This window comes from Paenibacillus sp. FSL H7-0331 (assembly GCF_001956045.1).
This window is the reverse complement of the sequence record NZ_MRTH01000046.1, coordinates 40,805-58,019: the sequence shown is the minus strand read 5'-3', so window position 1 is coordinate 58,019 and position 17,215 is coordinate 40,805. Positions and strand designations below refer to the sequence as shown.

The window sequence follows — 17,215 nt, the reverse complement described above, 5'->3', positions numbered from 1 at the left end:
AGCCAGGATCAAACTCTCCATTAAGGTAGAACTTTGATTTGTACTCATTCACTGCTGACGAGAATTTGCATTCTCTTATACTGCTATTCACTCACTCGTTGATTCAGTTTTCAAAGGACAAAACGCGATCCATCGACATTACTGTCGACTTTCACTCTTATTGATTTATTCATTCGCTGTTTAGTGGCGACTTTTTTAATATAACACACATCACTGCATCATTGCAAGCTTTTTATTAGATTAAAAAAAGTTTCTTATAAAAAATCTTCGTTGCTTGAAGCAGCGAAGATTAATCTACCATATATGTAAGCCAAGCGTCAAGCAAATATCAAAACTATTTACTTTTGAATAACATCTTGTATATAAAGACTGCGCTCCGTTGTTAAATTAATAATTTGTCCATTCACATTGACCCAAGGACGAGTGGGGTTAGCACGATCTGAAAACACAATTTCACCAATCCGTTTATCATTTAGCTTAACGAGAACCCCATTATGGAATTGCGTTACTTTCTGTATAAAGGTCTGAACTAACGCAGGATCCAATTTACCAAACGATTCTGTAAACAATTGATCCAACACCAGGTAAGGAGAAGCCGCTTTTTTATGGTACCGATCCGATGTCATCGCATGAAATATATCACTGATGGCAACGATTTTGGAGTATAGATGAATTTTATCTCCTTTGATTCCTAGTGGATAGCCTGATCCATCTTCACGTTCATGATGCTGAATCGCTGTCAATTTCACACCTTCATTAATGGCAGCCACATTCTTCAATAAATTGTAACCAATCGTGGTATGCTGCTTCAGTTCTTCAAATTCCACTGGAGTCAGCTTGTTCGGTTTATATAAAATACCGGGATCCACTTTTGCATTACCTATATCATGCAAGAGGCCGCTTATCGCAATAGGCATAAGGTCCTTAGCAGCCAGTCCATGCCATCTGGCCAATGAATAGGATGTTAAACTAACCATGATGCTATTATGGAACAGATAATCATTCAATTGAAACGTTTTGGGGCTAAAAGTCAAAATATGATATTGATCAATATGCTGCAGCAGCGCTTCCAGCTGCGTACGAACCTCAAGTATAGGGAAGTTTTGCCCACTCGCCGAATTAAATACCTTTTTTAAAAGCGAGAGCATCTTATCATATTGTTCATAGAAAGGCAGAATGGTGTTGTTCGGCTCTTCTATCACATCGTCATTGACCGGATCATTTTCTTTGGATTCTATAGAAATGGAAGGAATTAAAAAGGCTTTCAAGATCTCTATATCCTTCTCGCTTACTATTTTCCCTTTCATAAATAAAACGTTCCCGAGCTTCGTTTGTACGTTATCGCTCATCTTTTCGCCGGTCTTTAACTGGGAAACGGAAATTGTGGCCATGGTATTCCCTCGCTTTACTTTCTATCTTCTCCCTATTCTAAACGAAAAAGAATGGGGCTGTCACCCCATTCTTCAACCTTTTTTGATATATTTATTTATTCTTCACTCTCTGGGGACAAGGCTGTTTCTTCTCCATCGATTTCATCCTCTGCGGCATCTTCGCTCTTTTCAACTCTAGCTACTGTTGCCACTTCATCTTCATCGCGGATATGAATCAGTCTTACCCCCTGGGTATAACGGCCCATAACAGAAATTCCCGCCATACTGGTTCGAATAATCGTACCTAATGCTGTAATAATCATTAGATCTTCATCATCTTTTACAATCTTCAGACTGACGACAGGTCCATTCTTCGGAGTGACGTTCAGAGTTTTGATACCTTTACCACCGCGTGATTGAAGTCTGTAATCAGCAACCGGTGTTCGTTTACCGAATCCTTTGGACGTTACAATCAGCACCGTATCATCGGGATGAACGACATCCATCGCGATAACGGTATCGTCCTCACCGATATTAATGCCTTTGACTCCCGTTGCCGAACGGCCCATTGAACGGACGTCCTGCTCTGGAAAGTGAATCGAGACACCTTGCGCAGTTCCCATAATGATCGATTGATTGCCTTCTGTCAGTCTGACTCCAATCAGATCGTCATCTTCACGCAGCGTGATCGCAATCAATCCGCCCTTACGGATATTCCCGTATTCGTTCAAAGCCGTCTTTTTGACCAGACCATTTTTGGTAGCAAAGAAAAGCTCCTGCTCGGACTCAAAGCCCTCCACTGGAATGACCGCATTAATCGTTTCACCCTGCTCAATCTGTAACAGATTAATAATTGGCGTTCCACGAGCTGTACGGCTAAGGTCAGGGATCTCATAAGCCTTCAGGCGGTACACCTTGCCTTTATTCGTAAAGAAGAGCAAGAAGTGATGCGTATTGGTGACAAATAAATGTTCAACAAAGTCTTTGTCCTTCGTATCCATCCCAATGACGCCTCGACCGCCGCGCTTCTGGCTGCGATAGGTGGTAACCGGCAATCTTTTGATATAACCGCTATGCGTGATAGTGATAATCACTTCTTCTTGAGGAATCAGATCCTCATCCTCGATGCTTTCTCCACCAATCGTTATTTCCGAACGGCGCTCATCACCGAATTTTTCCTTGATTTCATTAAGCTCGGTACTAATAATCGCTAACACTAATTGCTCGTCTCCGAGGATAGCCTTGTACTCAGCGATTTTCTTCAACAGCTCTGCGTATTCTTCTTCAATCTTGTCGCGTTCCAAACCGGTTAAGCGCTGTAGACGCATATCCAGAATAGCTTGAGCTTGATCATAGCTTAATGAAAATCTTTCGATCAACCCTTCACGTGCTTCTTCCGCATTTTGTGATGAACGGATCAGTGTGATCACTTCATCAAGATGATCGAGTGCGATACGCAAACCTTCGAGGATATGCGCTCTGGCTTCAGCCTTGCGCAGTTCATATTCCGTCCGACGACGAATAACGACCTTTTGATGCTCCAAATAGTGATACAGCATATCCTTCAGGTTCAGGACCTTCGGTTCCCCGTTAACGAGAGCCAGCATAATGATACCGAAATTAGACTGCATCGAAGTTTGCTTGTAGAGGTTATTCAAGATTACATTCGGATTCACGTCGCGGCGCAGCTCAATTACAATACGCATTCCGTTACGGTCCGACTCGTCGCGCAGATCGGTGATACCATCAATCTTTTTATCTCTGACCAATTCCGCAATTTTTTCGATCAAATGAGCTTTATTTACTTGATAGGGCAGCTCATGCACCAAGATTTTTGCTTTGTTATTGTTTTCTTCTATAACGGCTCTGGCTCTCATCGTAACCGATCCACGGCCTGTATTATAGGCTTGCTTAATACCTTCTCGTCCCAAAATAAATCCCGCTGTAGGAAAATCCGGGCCCTTGATAGATTGCATTAATTCCATCGGCGTGACATCCGGATTTTCAATAAGCTGCTGAAGTCCGTTGATCACTTCCGTTAAATTGTGTGGAGGAATACTCGTGGCCATCCCTACCGCAATACCAGAGCTGCCGTTTACGAGCAGATTCGGAAAACGCGAAGGAAGAACAGCAGGCTCATGCTCTTCACCATCATAGTTGGGTATAAAGTCAATTGTCTCTTTATTAATATCACGTAAAAGCTCCATCGCAATCTTCGACAGACGAGCTTCCGTATACCGCATCGCCGCTGCCATGTCTCCATCGATCGAACCAAAGTTACCATGACCATCGACGAGCATATAACGCAAGGAAAAATCCTGCGCCATCCGTACCATCGTGAAGTATACGGAGGAATCACCATGCGGATGGTATTTACCAATAACTTCGCCGACAATTCTGGCTGATTTCTTATGCGGCTTATCTGAATACATGCCAAGCTCCGACATCGCAAACAAAATTCGGCGATGAACAGGCTTTAAGCCATCACGAACATCCGGCAGAGCACGACTGACGATTATGCTCATTGCGTAGTCCATAAAGGAAGTACGCATCTCCAACCCGATATCTATTTCTTTTATTTGAGAAAACTGTTCTTCCGACATTTTGTCCTCCTAAGAACTTTCCCTGCGGGAAAGTTTACTTCGTAAACATATACAGAACTCTCCCTAAGGGAAAGTTTACTTCGTAAGCATGATCGGCTTAAAAATCTAGATTTTTTACGTATTTGGCGTGCTCCTGGATAAAGTCTCTGCGCGGCTCTACGTTATCGCCCATCAAGGTATCGAAAATCGCATCGGCCTCAATCGCATCCTGAATACTAACCTGCAGCAGAGTACGAGTATCCGGGTCCATGGTCGTTTCCCATAGCTGTCCAGGGTCCATTTCACCAAGACCTTTATAGCGTTGTATATTAAGTTTGACGCCTTCTCCGAATTCCTGCGTAATCTGATCCTTCTGCTTGTCATTGTAGGCATATCGAATCGTTTTGTTACGTTCGATCTTATATAACGGCGGTTGAGCGATGTAAATATAACCGACTTCAATCAGCTTACGCATATAACGGAAAAAGAAGGTAAGCAGCAAGGTTCGGATATGTGCACCATCGACGTCTGCATCGGTCATAATAATAATTTTGTGATAACGGGCTTTGGCGACGTCAAAATCGTCCCCGATGCCTGTGCCTGAGGCTGTAATAATAGCGCGAATTTCCGCATTGGATAAAATTTTATCAAGACGCGATTTTTCCACGTTCAATATTTTACCGCGCAGCGGCAATATCGCCTGAAAATGACGGTCACGCCCCTGCTTGGCAGAACCACCGGCAGAGTCACCTTCCACGATATAAACTTCGCTGATCGAAGCATCCTTGGAAGAGCAGTCAGCCAGCTTGCCTGGCAGTGAGCTAACTTCCAAAGCGCTTTTACGACGCGTCAATTCGCGGGCTTTGCGGGCTGCTTCTCTGGCACGTGAGGCTTGTATGCCTTTTTCCACGATTTTCTTGGCTGTCGCTGGATTTTCGTTCATGAATTCACTAAGCTTCTCGGAGAACAAGGATTCCACGATACCGCGAACCTCACTGTTGCCAAGCTTGGTTTTGGTTTGTCCTTCAAACTGCGGATCAGGAATTTTCACGGAAATGATCGCAATCAAGCCTTCACGCACATCATCACCGGACAAATTGGCGTCACTTTCTTTAATCGCGTTATATTTACGCGCAAAATCATTCATAATACGGGTAAGAGCACTCTTAAACCCGGATTCATGGGTACCGCCTTCATGTGTATTAATGTTATTAGCGAATGAATAAATATTTTCGGAGTAGCCCTCATTGTATTGAATGGCAACCTCAACCTGAATATTGTCTTTGGAGCCCTCGGTATAAATCGGAGCATGCAGCGGTTCGCGGTTACGGTTCAAATACTCAACAAAAGAGACAATTCCACCTTCATACAAAAAGGAATTGGCTACATCTGTCCGCTCATCCGCCAAAGTAATTTCAATGCCTTTATTTAAATACGCCAGCTCACGGATCCGTGATTGCAGCGTGTCATAGTCATATTCAGTAACTTCCGTAAAAATCTCGTCATCAGGCCAAAAAGTAATCTTGGTACCGGTATCCTCAGCGTCTCCAACCACTTTGATATCATATTGAGGCGCACCTTGTTGATATTCCTGCTGGTGGATGTGTCCATCTCGCTTGACCTGAACGATTAATTTCTTGGAAAGCGCATTAACAACCGATACACCAACCCCATGCAGTCCCCCGGAAACTTTATAGCCTTCCCCGCCGAACTTACCGCCCGCGTGTAATACGGTCAAAACAACCTCAAGCGTAGACTTCTTCAGCTTGGTGTTCTCCCCAACAGGGATACCACGCCCGTTATCTATAACCGTAATGCTGTTATCACGATGAATGATAACATCGATTTTGGAACAATGGCCGGCAAGAGCCTCATCGATACTATTATCTACAACTTCCCAAACCAGATGATGGAGACCTCTTGAGCTGGTGGATCCGATATACATCCCCGGACGCTTACGAACAGCTTCGAGACCCTCGAGCACCTGTATTTGACTTTCATCATATGCATTTTCATTCACAGACATGCTGACACCCTCTTTTCCAAGGTAAAATCTAGTTTGTTAACAATTGGTTTGCCCGTTTCTTGAGGGTCATAGATGAAATCGGAGAGTAATATACCTTTGATTTGGTAACGACGAGCGATTTGCTGTCTTCCTCTCCGATCACTTCAACCTTTTTCTCTTTATTGGCATAGCTTAAAAATTGCTTTGATATTTTGGATGATTTCTCTATGGATAGATCAAATATAGCCACGAGCTCGGATGCACGAATGATTTTTTCTCCGCCTAAATGAATGAACATGGGGGACATCTCCTCAAAACGTGAGACTACTTGCAGGCAATGACTTAAATCAGGCTTCCGTTCCGTACGTGAATCACAGAAGCGTTTTCCAGCTTTGAACGATCTATGCTTTCAATTCCGGTTGTTGTAATAAAGGTTTGCACTTTATTTTGAAACGTTTCGATCAGTTGAGTTTGTCGGTACTGGTCAAGCTCGGATAGCACATCATCCAAAAGTAGAATAGGGTATTCGCCTACTTCCTCATGAATCAGTTCGATTTCCGCAAGCTTCAGAGAAAGCGCCGTGGTCCTCTGCTGGCCCTGCGAACCGAAGGTCTGCACATCCTTGCCATTGATCGTAAACAACAAATCATCCCGATGCGGGCCTACCATAGTCACACCGCGCCGAAGCTCCTGTTCTTTCACCTGTGATAACTTTATCATAAATTGATCAAATAAAACAGTTTCATCTTCAAGGCTGTTAGCGTCAAAGGAGCTGGCATATGTAATCTGAATATGCTCCTGACCTGCCGTTATGCCATAATGAATTTTTTCTGCCCACCGCTGGAGCTTCTGTATAAAGCTTTGACGCTTTTTGATAATTTTAATACCGAGCTGGATCAATTGTTCATTCCACACGTCCATTAGCACTGCTTTCGTGTCCCGTGTAGTAAAAAGCTGCTTTAAATAATTGTTCCGCTGCTGCAGTACTTTTTGATATTGGGATAAATCGTACAAATATGTGGGATGGACCTGGCCAATTTCCATATCGAGAAAACGCCGTCGGACAGATGGGGAGCCCTTAACAATTTCGAGATCTTCAGGTGCAAACATCACGACATTGATAGAGCCGATAAAATGGCTCAGCTTCTTTTGCTCCAAGCCATTTATTTTAGCTTTTTTGCCCTGCGGAGAAATAGTGAGATCCAGCTTGCAGGTTCCGTACTTTTTTTCAACTTCTCCATGCAGCATGGTTTGGCGTGCATCCCAATGAATTAACTCTTTATCCTGATGGGTACGGTGGGATTTGGTCAGAGCCAGCACGAAAATGGCTTCCAGCAGGTTCGTCTTGCCCTGTGCATTAGGGCCGATAATGATATTAACCATATCTCTGGTTTCAAAATGCACTTCTTCATAGTTGCGGTAATTCCGCAAGGAAAGCTTATTCAGCTGCAAAACGGTTCCTCCTACAGACTGACTCTGCCAAGCAAAGCCGTTTTACAAGGTTATTAAGAACGTACGACCTGAAATTCCCCGCAGCCATCGACACGGACCTGATCCAGATGAACCAGCTTCTTGCCCCGCCGATTTTCCAGCTCTCCATTGACATGGATAACGGTCTCCTGCAGAAAAAATTTAGCCTGCCCCCCTGTAGATATGCAATCTGCCAATTTCAAAAATTGGCCTAACGTGATGTAATCCGTATGAATAGATATAGGATTCATGACAAGCCGTGCTCCTTTTGCTTAATTAGTTGTTCGGTAAGGGAGAATCAATTGCAGAAGAGAGGTCGTTTCTTCCGGTCGGATAATGATCGGCTGCATCGCACCTGTGAATCCGATATGAATCAATTGGCTATCCATGACCTTGAGTGCGTCCAGCATATATTTGGAATTGAACGAAATGCGAAGCAGCTCTCCGCTTAAGCTTGAAACTTCCAGCTGTTCGGTTACTTTTCCAAGCTCGGAGGAGCTGGAAGAAATCTCGATGGTTTGATCCTCATTCATGATCAGCTTGACGATGTTCGTCTTTTCTTCTTTAGAAAGCAGATAAGCACGATCAATCGCATCGGCCAGCTGGTGTGCGTTAATGACCAGCTCTGTTTTATAGGATTGCGGGATCAGCTTGGAGGTGTCGGGATAAGTGCCGTCCAAAATCCGGGTATAAAATAATATCGAGCTCAGCTTAAATAACACCTGATTTTCAGCAAAGATAATATCGATCAGCGTGTTTTGATCCGGTAAAATTTTGGACAGTTCATTTAAAGTTTTCCCAGAAATGGAAATATTATTAAGGTTAAAGTCGGCATCCACTTCTATATTTGTTTCACGAGTCCCCAAGCGATGGCGATCACAGGCCGTAAATTTAAGCTTTCCGTTATCCACAGTCCACAGAACACCCGTAAGAATCGGTGTTGATTCATTAGTCGATACCGCAAAGGTCGTTTGTTTGATCATCGTTCTTAATAAATCACTGGGAAGCTGAAATCTTCTATATTCTTCGATACTTGGCAAGGTTGGATATTCTTCCGGATCAAGTCCGACCAATTGAATTTCCGAAGAACCCGAACGAATGATCGTTTGGAAATTTTCCTTGACCTCAATTTCTACCTTTTGGGCTGGAAGCTTACGAATAATTTCAACAAAAAATTTGGCTGACAGCACAATACTGCCCTGACGCTCTATTTCAATGATGTTGAGTTCATTTTTTTCTAATGGGATAAAGCTTTGAATGGAGATATCGGTATCACTGGCAGTCAGCGTCATTCCGCTCGAATCCAGATCTATTTTTATTCCGCTCAGAATGGGGATCGGAGTTTTGCTCGATATGGCTTTTGATACATGTTGAATGGATTCATTCAAGTATTCTTTAAGGATTGTTAATTTCATTCTGTCACTCCTAGAATTCAAAAATGTAATTACAACTTTATCCCCTTATATTACTCTTTTTTTATTAGTAATAGTAGTAGGGGCTCTGGATATGTGGATATGTGAACAAAAGGCGCAATACAAAAGCCTATCCACATGTGAATAGTTTGTGCATAGGCCTCAAGTTATACAGACTGAATATTTGGTTGTTAATAGATGGTTCAGGCAGTTACATTTTTTACTTTTTCAATCAGGCTGTGGACAATTTTGTAGAGCTCCTGATCGGTCTTCAGCGCTACAGAGATTTTCTCATGCGCATGAATCACAGTCGTATGGTCACGGCCACCGAAAGCCTCACCGATTTTGGGCAATGAAAAGTCGGTCAGCTCGCGTGACAAATACATTGCGATTTGACGCGGATAGGCGACCATTTTGGTACGTTTGCGTGCTTTAAAATCCTCCATCTTCATCCCATAAAATTCTCCAACCTTCTGCTGGATATCCTGGATCGTGATGACACGTGGACGACTGCTTGGCATGATGTCCTTTAACGCTTCAGCTGCGAGATGGGATGTAATATCGGCATTAATCAATGATGAGTAAGCAACGACGCGGATTAATGCACCCTCAAGCTCCCGAATGTTCGTATCGATTTGATTGGCTATGTACACCATCGCTTCTATAGGAACCTCAAGATTGTCTGCCTTGGCTTTCTTGCGCAGGATAGCAATCCGGGTTTCCAGGTCGGGCGGCTGAATATCCGTAATTAATCCCCATTCAAAGCGGGATCTTAATCGTTCTTCGAGCGTTGGGATCTCTTTGGGAGGCCGATCACTGGAAATAATGATCTGCTTACGTTCCTCATGAAGAGCATTAAAAGTGTGGAAAAACTCCTCTTGCGTTCCTTCTTTACCAGCCAAAAATTGAATATCATCGATCAGCAGCACGTCAATATTGCGATATTTGTTGCGGAAGCTTTCGCCGCGGTTATCCCGTATCGCATTGATAAATTCGTTTGTAAATTTTTCGGACGAAATATAAAGAACCTTGGCACGCGGGTTATGCTCGAGAACAAAATGTCCGATCGCATGCATCAAATGTGTCTTTCCCAGTCCCACACCCCCGTACAAAAACAAAGGATTGTAGGCTTTGGCCGGTGCTTCTGCAACAGCAAGCGAGGCTGCGTGGGCAAATCGATTACCTGAACCTATGACAAACGTATCAAATGTGTATTTGGAATTCATCATATGACTGAAGGTTTCTTCAGGGACAGCTAGCGTAGATTGTGCACTGGATTGCGCCGAAGAGGGGGGAAGATCAACGTTTTTGTCTTCCTCGGATTCGATAATAAATTTGACATCTGTAGATTTCCCATTGTAATCCACGATGGTATCACGAATCAGCTTGGTGTAACGATTTTCTAGCCATTCGCGGGCAAAGTTGTTAGGGGCACATATCACAACCTTGGCATCATTAAAAGTTACGGCTCTTGTGGATGTAAACCAGGTCTCGAAACTTGGTTTACTAAGCCGTGTTTGAATAATGGAAAGAACTTGCTGCCATTGCTCGTTAGGATGGCTTTCCACAATCTGTTCACTCCTTTGGAAATTAAGCGATGTGGCGTAAGCCGGAAAACGTATATATTAAAATTATCGGAATCTGTCGAATATTGTCCACAGTGTGCAAGGCACATCTAATAACTTATACATAAGCCAAATACTTGTGCACAAAGATATCCACAGCATGTTGATAACATTATCATGAAAAAGTGGCTATCCACAGGGAGGGCATAACCATAATATCAAAATTTGTAGGCATTATCAACGTATTGTTTAGAATTATCCACATTGTCTATAGCTTGTGTGTAAGTTTTATCAACAGCACTATATATTGTTGGTACCCTGTGATTAAATCGACAGAAGGTGTGGAAATCTTTAATTTTTATACACAGGTCGTAAATTTCGACGTAAAAGTTGTTCACCCGCCTGCAAAATGCGCGGTTTTATTTAGATTGACTTTTCTAGCGATTATGTGGTTTAATATTAAGAGGTATTTTTGGGAATGCTTTTTCCTCAAGGAGGTGCAGGATAGATGGGTCCTACGTTTAAACCGAATACTAGAAAACGCAAGAAGGTACACGGCTTTCGCAAAAGAATGAGTTCCGTGAACGGTCGTAAAGTATTATCTGCTCGTCGTTTAAAGGGTAGAAAAGTTCTAAGCGCGTAATACAAGAGGCCACTCATCAGGTGGTCTTTTTTGTTGTTCAGATAACTACATGTATAATGAAATGAATGGAATCAAGTCGCAACGATCCGGAAGTAATGGAGAGCTGAATGTGGATAAAGAACATCGTCTAACGAAGAGAGAATATTTTGACAAGGTATATCGCGGAGGAAAGTCGGTGGCTAACCACCAGTTTGTGCTCTATTCCTATACCCGGGCTCGGCAGCCATCCTTTCGCCTGGGAATCTCGGTCAGCAAAAAGCTGGGTAATGCCGTAGTTCGTAACCGGATTCGCCGCATGATCAAGGAAATTGTCCGTCTGAATGCCCCCAAAGTAATGGGTGGCTATGACTTCATATTGATTGCTCGCAAACCCGTAGTCGGGATGAAATATAAGGAAATGGAAAAATGTATTTTGCATGTGTTAATGCGCGGCTCTTTACTTATAAGAAAGTAGAAAGCTGCATTTCTTTTTTGGGGTGAGATATGCTATAGTTTATTATTGGAAAAGAACATTTAGGAGGATTTCATTTTGACCCGTCGATTAGCTAAATATTGGCCGCTTTTTTTCGTCTTTTTACTGCTTGCTGGATGTACGCCGGCAACAACTAAAATCGACCCTACCAATAGTTTTTGGGACAAGTATTTCGTAGGTCCTTTGGCTGATGTTTTGGATTGGTTTGCGGCAGCACTATGGGGACAGTACGGATTGTCCATATTGGTTGTAACCATTATTATTCGTTTGATTATATTACCGCTTACGCTGAAGCAGTACAAAAGCTCCAAACGGATGCAGGATTTACAGCCTGAGCTCAAAAAGTTGAAAGAGAAATACAAGGACGATGCCAAAAAGCAGCAGGAAGAAACAATGAAGCTGTTTCAAAGCAATGGTGTTAATCCATTAGCCGGTTGTTTTCCGCTAATTGTGCAGATGCCGATCCTGATTGCTTTATATAACGCGATTATGCGAAACCACTCGATTGCAGAGCATTCCTTCCTCTGGCTTCAATTGGGAACAAAAGATCCTTACTATATTCTACCGTTACTCGCTGCGGTCACTACCTTCTTCCAACAGAAGATGATGTCATCGCAAATGACTCCACAAATGCAAAATCTGATGTTCATTTTCCCGGTTTTGATTTTCGTTATGGCAATGAATTTTGCTGCTGCCCTTCCATTGTATTGGGTATTCAGTAATACGTTTACAATCGTACAATCCTACTTTATTTATAAAAAACCGAAAGAACCTCAAAACAATAAGGGTGGCCTGACAAAATGAAAAAATTGTTGGTTACGGGTAAATCGATTGAGGAGGCCGTGCAAAATGGCCTTCGTCAATGGAATACCACGGAGGATCGGGTAAAAATTGTTGTGCTTGAACAACCCTCTCGAGGGTTGTTTGGCCTAATAGGAACCAGGGATGCGAAAGTTGAACTGGAGCTTATTCCTGATGCTGTTGAAGAAACCATTTATTTTTTACAGGATGTCTTTCGTACCATGAAGCTTGAAGTCAGAATTGAAAAAAAGCTGGATAACGAAAATTTGGAGCTTCATCTATATGGGGCTGATCTGGGGATACTGATTGGCAGAAGAGGACAAACCTTGGATGCCCTGCAATATTTAATGAATATTGTAGCTAATCGATATTCAAGCACTCATATGCGAATCGTACTGGATGCGGAAAATTTTCGGGAGCGCCGGAAAAAAACGTTAGAGGAATTAGCCGATCGATTGGCAGAGAGAGTCATTCGAACCAAAAAAGAGGTTATTCTCGAACCGATGTCACCACATGAGCGGAAGGTGATTCATGCCCAACTGCAGGATCATGCCAAGGTCCGTACGTTCAGTAGAGGTGAGGAACCGAATCGAAGAGTCGTAATCGTATTCAGATAAGGTGAACTGCTGCAATGATGTCATCGTTATGACTCATTGCTTTTTTTTAATAGATTTTCTTTAAGTTCGAAATTGCTAAGAATAAGATATAAGAAGTTGAGGTGTGAATTATGATCCAGGATACGATTGCTGCTATCTCCACTCCAATGGGAGAGGGAGGTATTGCCGTTATACGCATAAGTGGCGATGAGGCGGTTGCGGCGGCGGATCGCATTTTTTTTGGCAAAAGCGAATTAGGTGTAGTGCCTTCACATACGGTTCATTATGGTTTTATTAAGCATCCGCTCACACTGGAACGAGTGGATGAGGTGTTGGTCACAGTCATGAAAGCACCCAAATCGTTCACCATGGAAGATGTGGTGGAGATTAGCTGTCACGGCGGATTTATTTCGGTGAAAAAAGTGCTCGATCTGCTGTTAGAGCAGCAGGTACGATTGGCAGAGCCAGGTGAATTTACAAAGCGTGCCTATTTGAATGGACGTATTGATCTGTCACAGGCAGAGGCAGTCATTGATTTAATTCGAGCCAAATCGGATCGTGCCCATCGTATTGCCTTGAAGCAGGCAGAGGGCAGTCTCTCTACGAATATCAAACTGCTGCGACATAATCTAGTGGAATTGATGGCTCATATCGAGGTCAATATCGATTATCCAGAGCATGATGTGGAAGAGATGACCAATGCTTTTATAACCAACAGTTGTACCCAGGCGCTTGGAAAGATCGAGCAATTGCTGAATACGGCGAATCAGGGTAAAATTTTGCGTGAAGGTATTGTTACCGCGATTATCGGGAAACCCAATGTCGGAAAATCTTCGCTCATGAATGCACTTGCCCAGGAAAATAGAGCTATCGTCACTGAAATTCCAGGGACAACGCGTGATGTTATCGAAGAGTTCGTTACGGTTAATGGTATTCCATTGAAGCTGCTGGATACAGCCGGCATTCGGGAAACCTCGGATATTGTTGAGCGAATTGGTGTGGAGAAATCGAAAGGCGCTCTAGCGGATGCGGATCTGATTTTGCTCGTGTTCAACGGTTCGGAAAAGCTGGAGTCTGATGAGCTGAGCTTGATCGAGCAGCTGAAGGATAAGCAAACCATCGTAATCGTGAATAAGCTTGATTTGCCGCAGCAGATTGAGAATGACATACTGGCTGGCCATTTTCCAGCTGAGCGTATTGTCATGATGTCGCTTCTGGAACAGCAGGGGATTGCTGATTTGGAAAAAGCTATAGCTAGCCTATTTTTCAGTGGGCAGGTAGAATTAAACGATCAGACCTATGTAAGTAATGTACGTCATATAGCTTTGTTGAAAAAAGCGAAAATCGCGATAGATGATGCTTTTGAGGCTGCTGGTGCTGGGGTCCCGATAGATTTGATTCAAATTGATATTCGTAATGCTTGGGAATACCTGGGTGAAATTATTGGTGATTCTGTCGGTGAATCGTTGATCGATCAAATATTTTCGCAGTTTTGTCTCGGTAAATAAAGTTATACTTTCAATTTCGCTTACTCGGGTAAGCGATTCTAATACAACGATTTAAGGAGGTTTATAATGAGTTATATTGCAGGAAATTATGATGTCATAGTTGTTGGCGCGGGTCATGCCGGCTGTGAGGCGGCTTTGGCGGCAGCAAGAATGGGCTGTGAAACATTGATGATTACGATCAACCTGGATATGGTTGCGTTTATGCCATGTAATCCTTCCATAGGTGGTCCGGCTAAAGGTCACGTTGTGCGTGAGATTGATGCTCTCGGTGGAGAGATGGGTCGTAATATTGATAGAACTTATATACAAATGCGGATGCTGAATACAGGAAAAGGTCCGGCTGTACATGCACTGCGTGCACAAGCAGACAAATTCCTATATCAGCACACAATGAAGCAAACGATGGAAAATGAACCGAAGCTGACCCTTCGTCAAGGTTTGGTTGAAGAATTGATTGTTGAGGATGGTGTCTGTAAAGGTGTCATCAGCAAAACAGGCGCACAATATTTGGCGAAAGCAGTGGTTGTGACAACCGGAACGTATTTGCGCGGCAAAATTATTATGGGTGAATTGATGTATGAGAGTGGGCCGAACAATCAGCAGCCTGCTGTCAAGTTGTCTCATTCCCTGCGAGAGCATGGTCTCGAGCTTGTTCGTTTTAAAACAGGGACACCTCCGCGTGTACACAAGGACTCGATTGATTTTGGTCAAACCGTTATTCAACCAGGGGATGAAAAGGTGCGATTTTTCAGTTTTGATTCCACTGAGGAAATACCTGATCAATTGCCTTGCTGGCTGACTTATACGACGGAGCAAACCCATCAAATTATTACAGATAATTTGCATCGGGCTCCTATGTTCTCTGGCGCAATTGAAGGAACGGGGCCCCGTTATTGCCCTTCCATTGAAGATAAAATCGTTCGATTTAATGATAAGCCAAAGCATCAAATTTTTCTTGAGCCGGAAGGACGCAACACTTCAGAGTATTATGTTCAAGGCTTGTCTACGAGTATGCCTGAGGATGTGCAGTTAAGCATACTTCGTTCGATACCTGGACTGGAAAAGGTTGAAATGATGCGAACAGGTTATGCGATTGAATATGATGCGGTTGTTCCAACACAGCTGAAACCATCGTTGGAAACAAAAGCTGTTGCCGGCTTATTTACAGCTGGACAAATCAATGGCACGTCCGGATATGAAGAAGCAGCTGGTCAGGGTGTTATGGCCGGGATCAATGCAGCCCGCAAGGTACAAGGCGAAGAAGCGATTGTACTGGATCGCTCTGAAGGCTATATCGGCGTATTGATCGATGACCTCGTGACAAAGGGGACTAACGAGCCTTATCGATTGCTGACTTCACGTGCCGAATACCGTTTGCTGCTCAGACATGATAATGCAGACCAAAGACTAACGCCGATTGGCTATAAAATTGGATTAATTCCCGAGGCGCGTCATCAGCGTTTCCTTGAAAAGGTACGTCTTATCGAGGAAGAAGTGGAGCGTTTAAAATCGGTTAAAGTGAAGCCGGCAGACATCCAGGAGCTTTTGATTTCGATAGGCAGTGCGGAAGTGAATAACGCGATCGATCTGCTTTCCTTGTTGCGACGTCCAGAGGTAGCTTATGCACATATTCACCAGATGTCTCCAGCACCTATTGAGCTATCCGATGAAGTAACGGAGCAGGTCGAAATACAAATCAAATATGCAGGGTATATTGATAAACAATTAATTCAAGTAGAACGACTTCGCAAGATGGAGAAAAAGAAAATTCCGGACGATATTAATTATGAAGAAGTATACGGAATTGCAACAGAGGCCAAACAAAAGCTAATGAAAATTCGCCCACTTTCGATTGGTCAGGCATCCCGAATGTCTGGTGTAACGCCAGCAGATATTTCCGTACTACTAGTTCACCTGGAACACTATAACCGAGTATTGGCGGCTAGAGGATAGATGACAATGGATCTGATACAAACCCGTTTCCGAGAACAATTGGCCATGAAAAATATAGAATTAAGCGAGCATCAATTGTCTCAATTTGAAACTTACTTTCATGAGCTTGTTACTTGGAATGAAAAAATGAATTTGACTGGTATAACTGATAGAGAAGAAGTATACGTAAAACATTTTTACGATTCTCTGTCAGTTTCTTTTTTTGTTTCGATGCGTGATGTGACGCAGATGGCCGACATTGGCTCTGGTGCAGGATTCCCAAGTATTCCTCTGAAAATCATGTTTCCACATATGAAAGTGACAATCGTCGATTCTTTAAATAAACGAATTCAATTTTTAAATCATTTGACTGCTGCATTGGGGCTGAGTGATGTAAGCTGTGTTCATGGCAGGGCTGAGGATATTGCGCGGCTGCCGGAGCATCGGGATCGATATGATCTTGTAACAGCGAGAGCAGTCGCAAAGTTGGCCGGGTTGAATGAGCTTTGCTTGCCTTTTGTTAAAGTTAACGGTACTTTTGTAGCGATGAAAGGAAGCGATTTTCAACAGGAACTGGAGGATTCTTCCTACAGTTTGAATGAACTTCGTGGCAAATATATTTACACCCGAAGTTTGGAATTACCTGACGCAGAACATTCCTCCAGAAATCTATTGTTTATACGGAAGTTTGCGCCTACTCCGAAATCATACCCGCGTAAGGCAGGTACGCCATTGAAAACGCCATTGATCAAATAATGTTCCACGTAGAACATATTAATTATAAGATATATTCATATAGTTGGCCTCGGGCTGGCAGGAAAAAGGATATTACTAGAGAATATTTAATAGTAAGGCAATG

15 protein-coding genes are annotated in these 17,215 nt (G+C 43.1%); 7 read left to right on the top strand and 8 right to left on the bottom strand.

Annotated elements, in window-relative coordinates:
• Nucleotides 1–338: 338 nt before the first annotated feature.
• The 8 genes from BK127_RS36400 to dnaA all read right to left on the bottom strand — a co-directional run bounded on the left by BK127_RS36400 (nucleotide 339) and on the right by dnaA (nucleotide 10,407).
• A complete protein-coding gene (locus tag BK127_RS36400) occupies nucleotides 339–1,391 on the bottom strand; it encodes an HD-GYP domain-containing protein (RefSeq protein ID WP_076237599.1) in 1,053 nt (350 codons plus the stop codon).
• A 95-nt stretch (nucleotides 1,392–1,486) separates the two neighbouring features.
• A complete protein-coding gene (gyrA, locus tag BK127_RS36395; RefSeq protein ID WP_076237598.1) occupies nucleotides 1,487–3,973 on the bottom strand; it encodes a DNA gyrase subunit A in 2,487 nt (828 codons plus the stop codon).
• A gap of 97 nt (nucleotides 3,974–4,070) precedes the next feature.
• On the bottom strand, nucleotides 4,071–5,978 hold the full coding sequence (gyrB, locus tag BK127_RS36390; RefSeq protein ID WP_076237597.1) for a DNA topoisomerase (ATP-hydrolyzing) subunit B: 1,908 nt from the start codon (nucleotides 5,976–5,978) through the stop codon (nucleotides 4,071–4,073).
• A gap of 28 nt (nucleotides 5,979–6,006) precedes the next feature.
• On the bottom strand, nucleotides 6,007–6,255 hold the full coding sequence (remB, locus tag BK127_RS36385) for an extracellular matrix regulator RemB (protein WP_076237596.1): 249 nt from the start codon (nucleotides 6,253–6,255) through the stop codon (nucleotides 6,007–6,009).
• Nucleotides 6,256–6,299: 44 nt separating this feature from the next.
• The gene (gene recF / locus BK127_RS36380) at nucleotides 6,300–7,409 is read right to left on the bottom strand and encodes a DNA replication/repair protein RecF (protein WP_076237595.1); all 1,110 of its coding nucleotides are present in this window, start codon (nucleotides 7,407–7,409) and stop codon (nucleotides 6,300–6,302) included.
• Nucleotides 7,410–7,462: 53 nt separating this feature from the next.
• Entirely contained in the window at nucleotides 7,463–7,678 is a 216-nt protein-coding gene (gene yaaA, locus BK127_RS36375) for a S4 domain-containing protein YaaA (protein WP_076237594.1), read from the bottom strand.
• 21 nt (nucleotides 7,679–7,699) lie between these two features.
• Nucleotides 7,700–8,842 carry a DNA polymerase III subunit beta gene (gene dnaN / locus BK127_RS36370; protein WP_076237593.1) on the bottom strand — a complete coding sequence of 381 codons (1,143 nt, stop codon included), beginning with the start codon at nucleotides 8,840–8,842 and terminating at the stop codon, nucleotides 7,700–7,702.
• 200 nt (nucleotides 8,843–9,042) lie between these two features.
• A complete protein-coding gene (gene dnaA / locus BK127_RS36365; RefSeq protein ID WP_218639068.1) occupies nucleotides 9,043–10,407 on the bottom strand; it encodes a chromosomal replication initiator protein DnaA in 1,365 nt (454 codons plus the stop codon).
• 505 nt (nucleotides 10,408–10,912) lie between these two features.
• On the opposite strand from dnaA, the gene rpmH reads away from it, so the two are divergent.
• From rpmH to rsmG, 7 genes are all read left to right on the top strand, one after another.
• A complete protein-coding gene (rpmH, locus tag BK127_RS36360; RefSeq protein WP_076237591.1) occupies nucleotides 10,913–11,047 on the top strand; it encodes a 50S ribosomal protein L34 in 135 nt (44 codons plus the stop codon).
• Between the two features lie 109 nt (nucleotides 11,048–11,156).
• Nucleotides 11,157–11,501: a ribonuclease P protein component gene (rnpA, locus tag BK127_RS36355; RefSeq protein WP_076237603.1), complete on the top strand. Its 345-nt coding sequence runs from the start codon at nucleotides 11,157–11,159 to the stop codon at nucleotides 11,499–11,501.
• Nucleotides 11,502–11,576: 75 nt separating this feature from the next.
• Nucleotides 11,577–12,323, top strand: a complete 747-nt coding sequence (gene yidC, locus BK127_RS36350; protein WP_076237590.1) for a membrane protein insertase YidC — start codon at nucleotides 11,577–11,579, stop codon at nucleotides 12,321–12,323.
• Nucleotides 12,320–12,937, top strand: a complete 618-nt coding sequence (jag, locus tag BK127_RS36345; protein ID WP_076237589.1) for an RNA-binding cell elongation regulator Jag/EloR — start codon at nucleotides 12,320–12,322, stop codon at nucleotides 12,935–12,937. The genes yidC and jag overlap by 4 nt, the downstream gene beginning before the upstream one ends.
• A 110-nt stretch (nucleotides 12,938–13,047) precedes the next feature.
• Nucleotides 13,048–14,424 carry a tRNA uridine-5-carboxymethylaminomethyl(34) synthesis GTPase MnmE gene (mnmE, locus tag BK127_RS36340; RefSeq protein WP_076237588.1) on the top strand — a complete coding sequence of 459 codons (1,377 nt, stop codon included), beginning with the start codon at nucleotides 13,048–13,050 and terminating at the stop codon, nucleotides 14,422–14,424.
• Nucleotides 14,425–14,490: 66 nt separating this feature from the next.
• A complete protein-coding gene (mnmG, locus tag BK127_RS36335; RefSeq protein WP_076237587.1) occupies nucleotides 14,491–16,377 on the top strand; it encodes a tRNA uridine-5-carboxymethylaminomethyl(34) synthesis enzyme MnmG in 1,887 nt (628 codons plus the stop codon).
• A gap of 6 nt (nucleotides 16,378–16,383) precedes the next feature.
• Complete coding sequence (gene rsmG, locus BK127_RS36330) at nucleotides 16,384–17,112, top strand: 16S rRNA (guanine(527)-N(7))-methyltransferase RsmG (protein WP_076237602.1); 729 nt, start codon at nucleotides 16,384–16,386, stop codon at nucleotides 17,110–17,112.
• Nucleotides 17,113–17,215: the final 103 nt, after the last annotated feature.

Excerpts from the sequence above, each read along its gene's own strand:
- rsmG (WP_076237602.1), top strand. The coding sequence starts at position 16,384 with ATGGATCTGATACAAACCCGTTTCCGAGAACAATTGGCCATGAAAAAT.
- mnmE (WP_076237588.1), top strand. The coding sequence starts at position 13,048 with ATGATCCAGGATACGATTGCTGCTATCTCCACTCCAATGGGAGAGGGA.
- yaaA (WP_076237594.1), bottom strand. The coding sequence starts at position 7,678 with ATGAATCCTATATCTATTCATACGGATTACATCACGTTAGGCCAATTT.
- remB (WP_076237596.1), bottom strand. The coding sequence starts at position 6,255 with ATGTTCATTCATTTAGGCGGAGAAAAAATCATTCGTGCATCCGAGCTC.
- rpmH (WP_076237591.1), top strand. The coding sequence starts at position 10,913 with ATGGGTCCTACGTTTAAACCGAATACTAGAAAACGCAAGAAGGTACAC.
- mnmG (WP_076237587.1), top strand. The coding sequence starts at position 14,491 with ATGAGTTATATTGCAGGAAATTATGATGTCATAGTTGTTGGCGCGGGT.
- BK127_RS36400 (WP_076237599.1), bottom strand. The coding sequence starts at position 1,391 with ATGGCCACAATTTCCGTTTCCCAGTTAAAGACCGGCGAAAAGATGAGC.
- jag (WP_076237589.1), top strand. The coding sequence starts at position 12,320 with ATGAAAAAATTGTTGGTTACGGGTAAATCGATTGAGGAGGCCGTGCAA.
- gyrB (WP_076237597.1), bottom strand. The coding sequence starts at position 5,978 with ATGTCTGTGAATGAAAATGCATATGATGAAAGTCAAATACAGGTGCTC.
- gyrA (WP_076237598.1), bottom strand. The coding sequence starts at position 3,973 with ATGTCGGAAGAACAGTTTTCTCAAATAAAAGAAATAGATATCGGGTTG.
- dnaN (WP_076237593.1), bottom strand. The coding sequence starts at position 8,842 with ATGAAATTAACAATCCTTAAAGAATACTTGAATGAATCCATTCAACAT.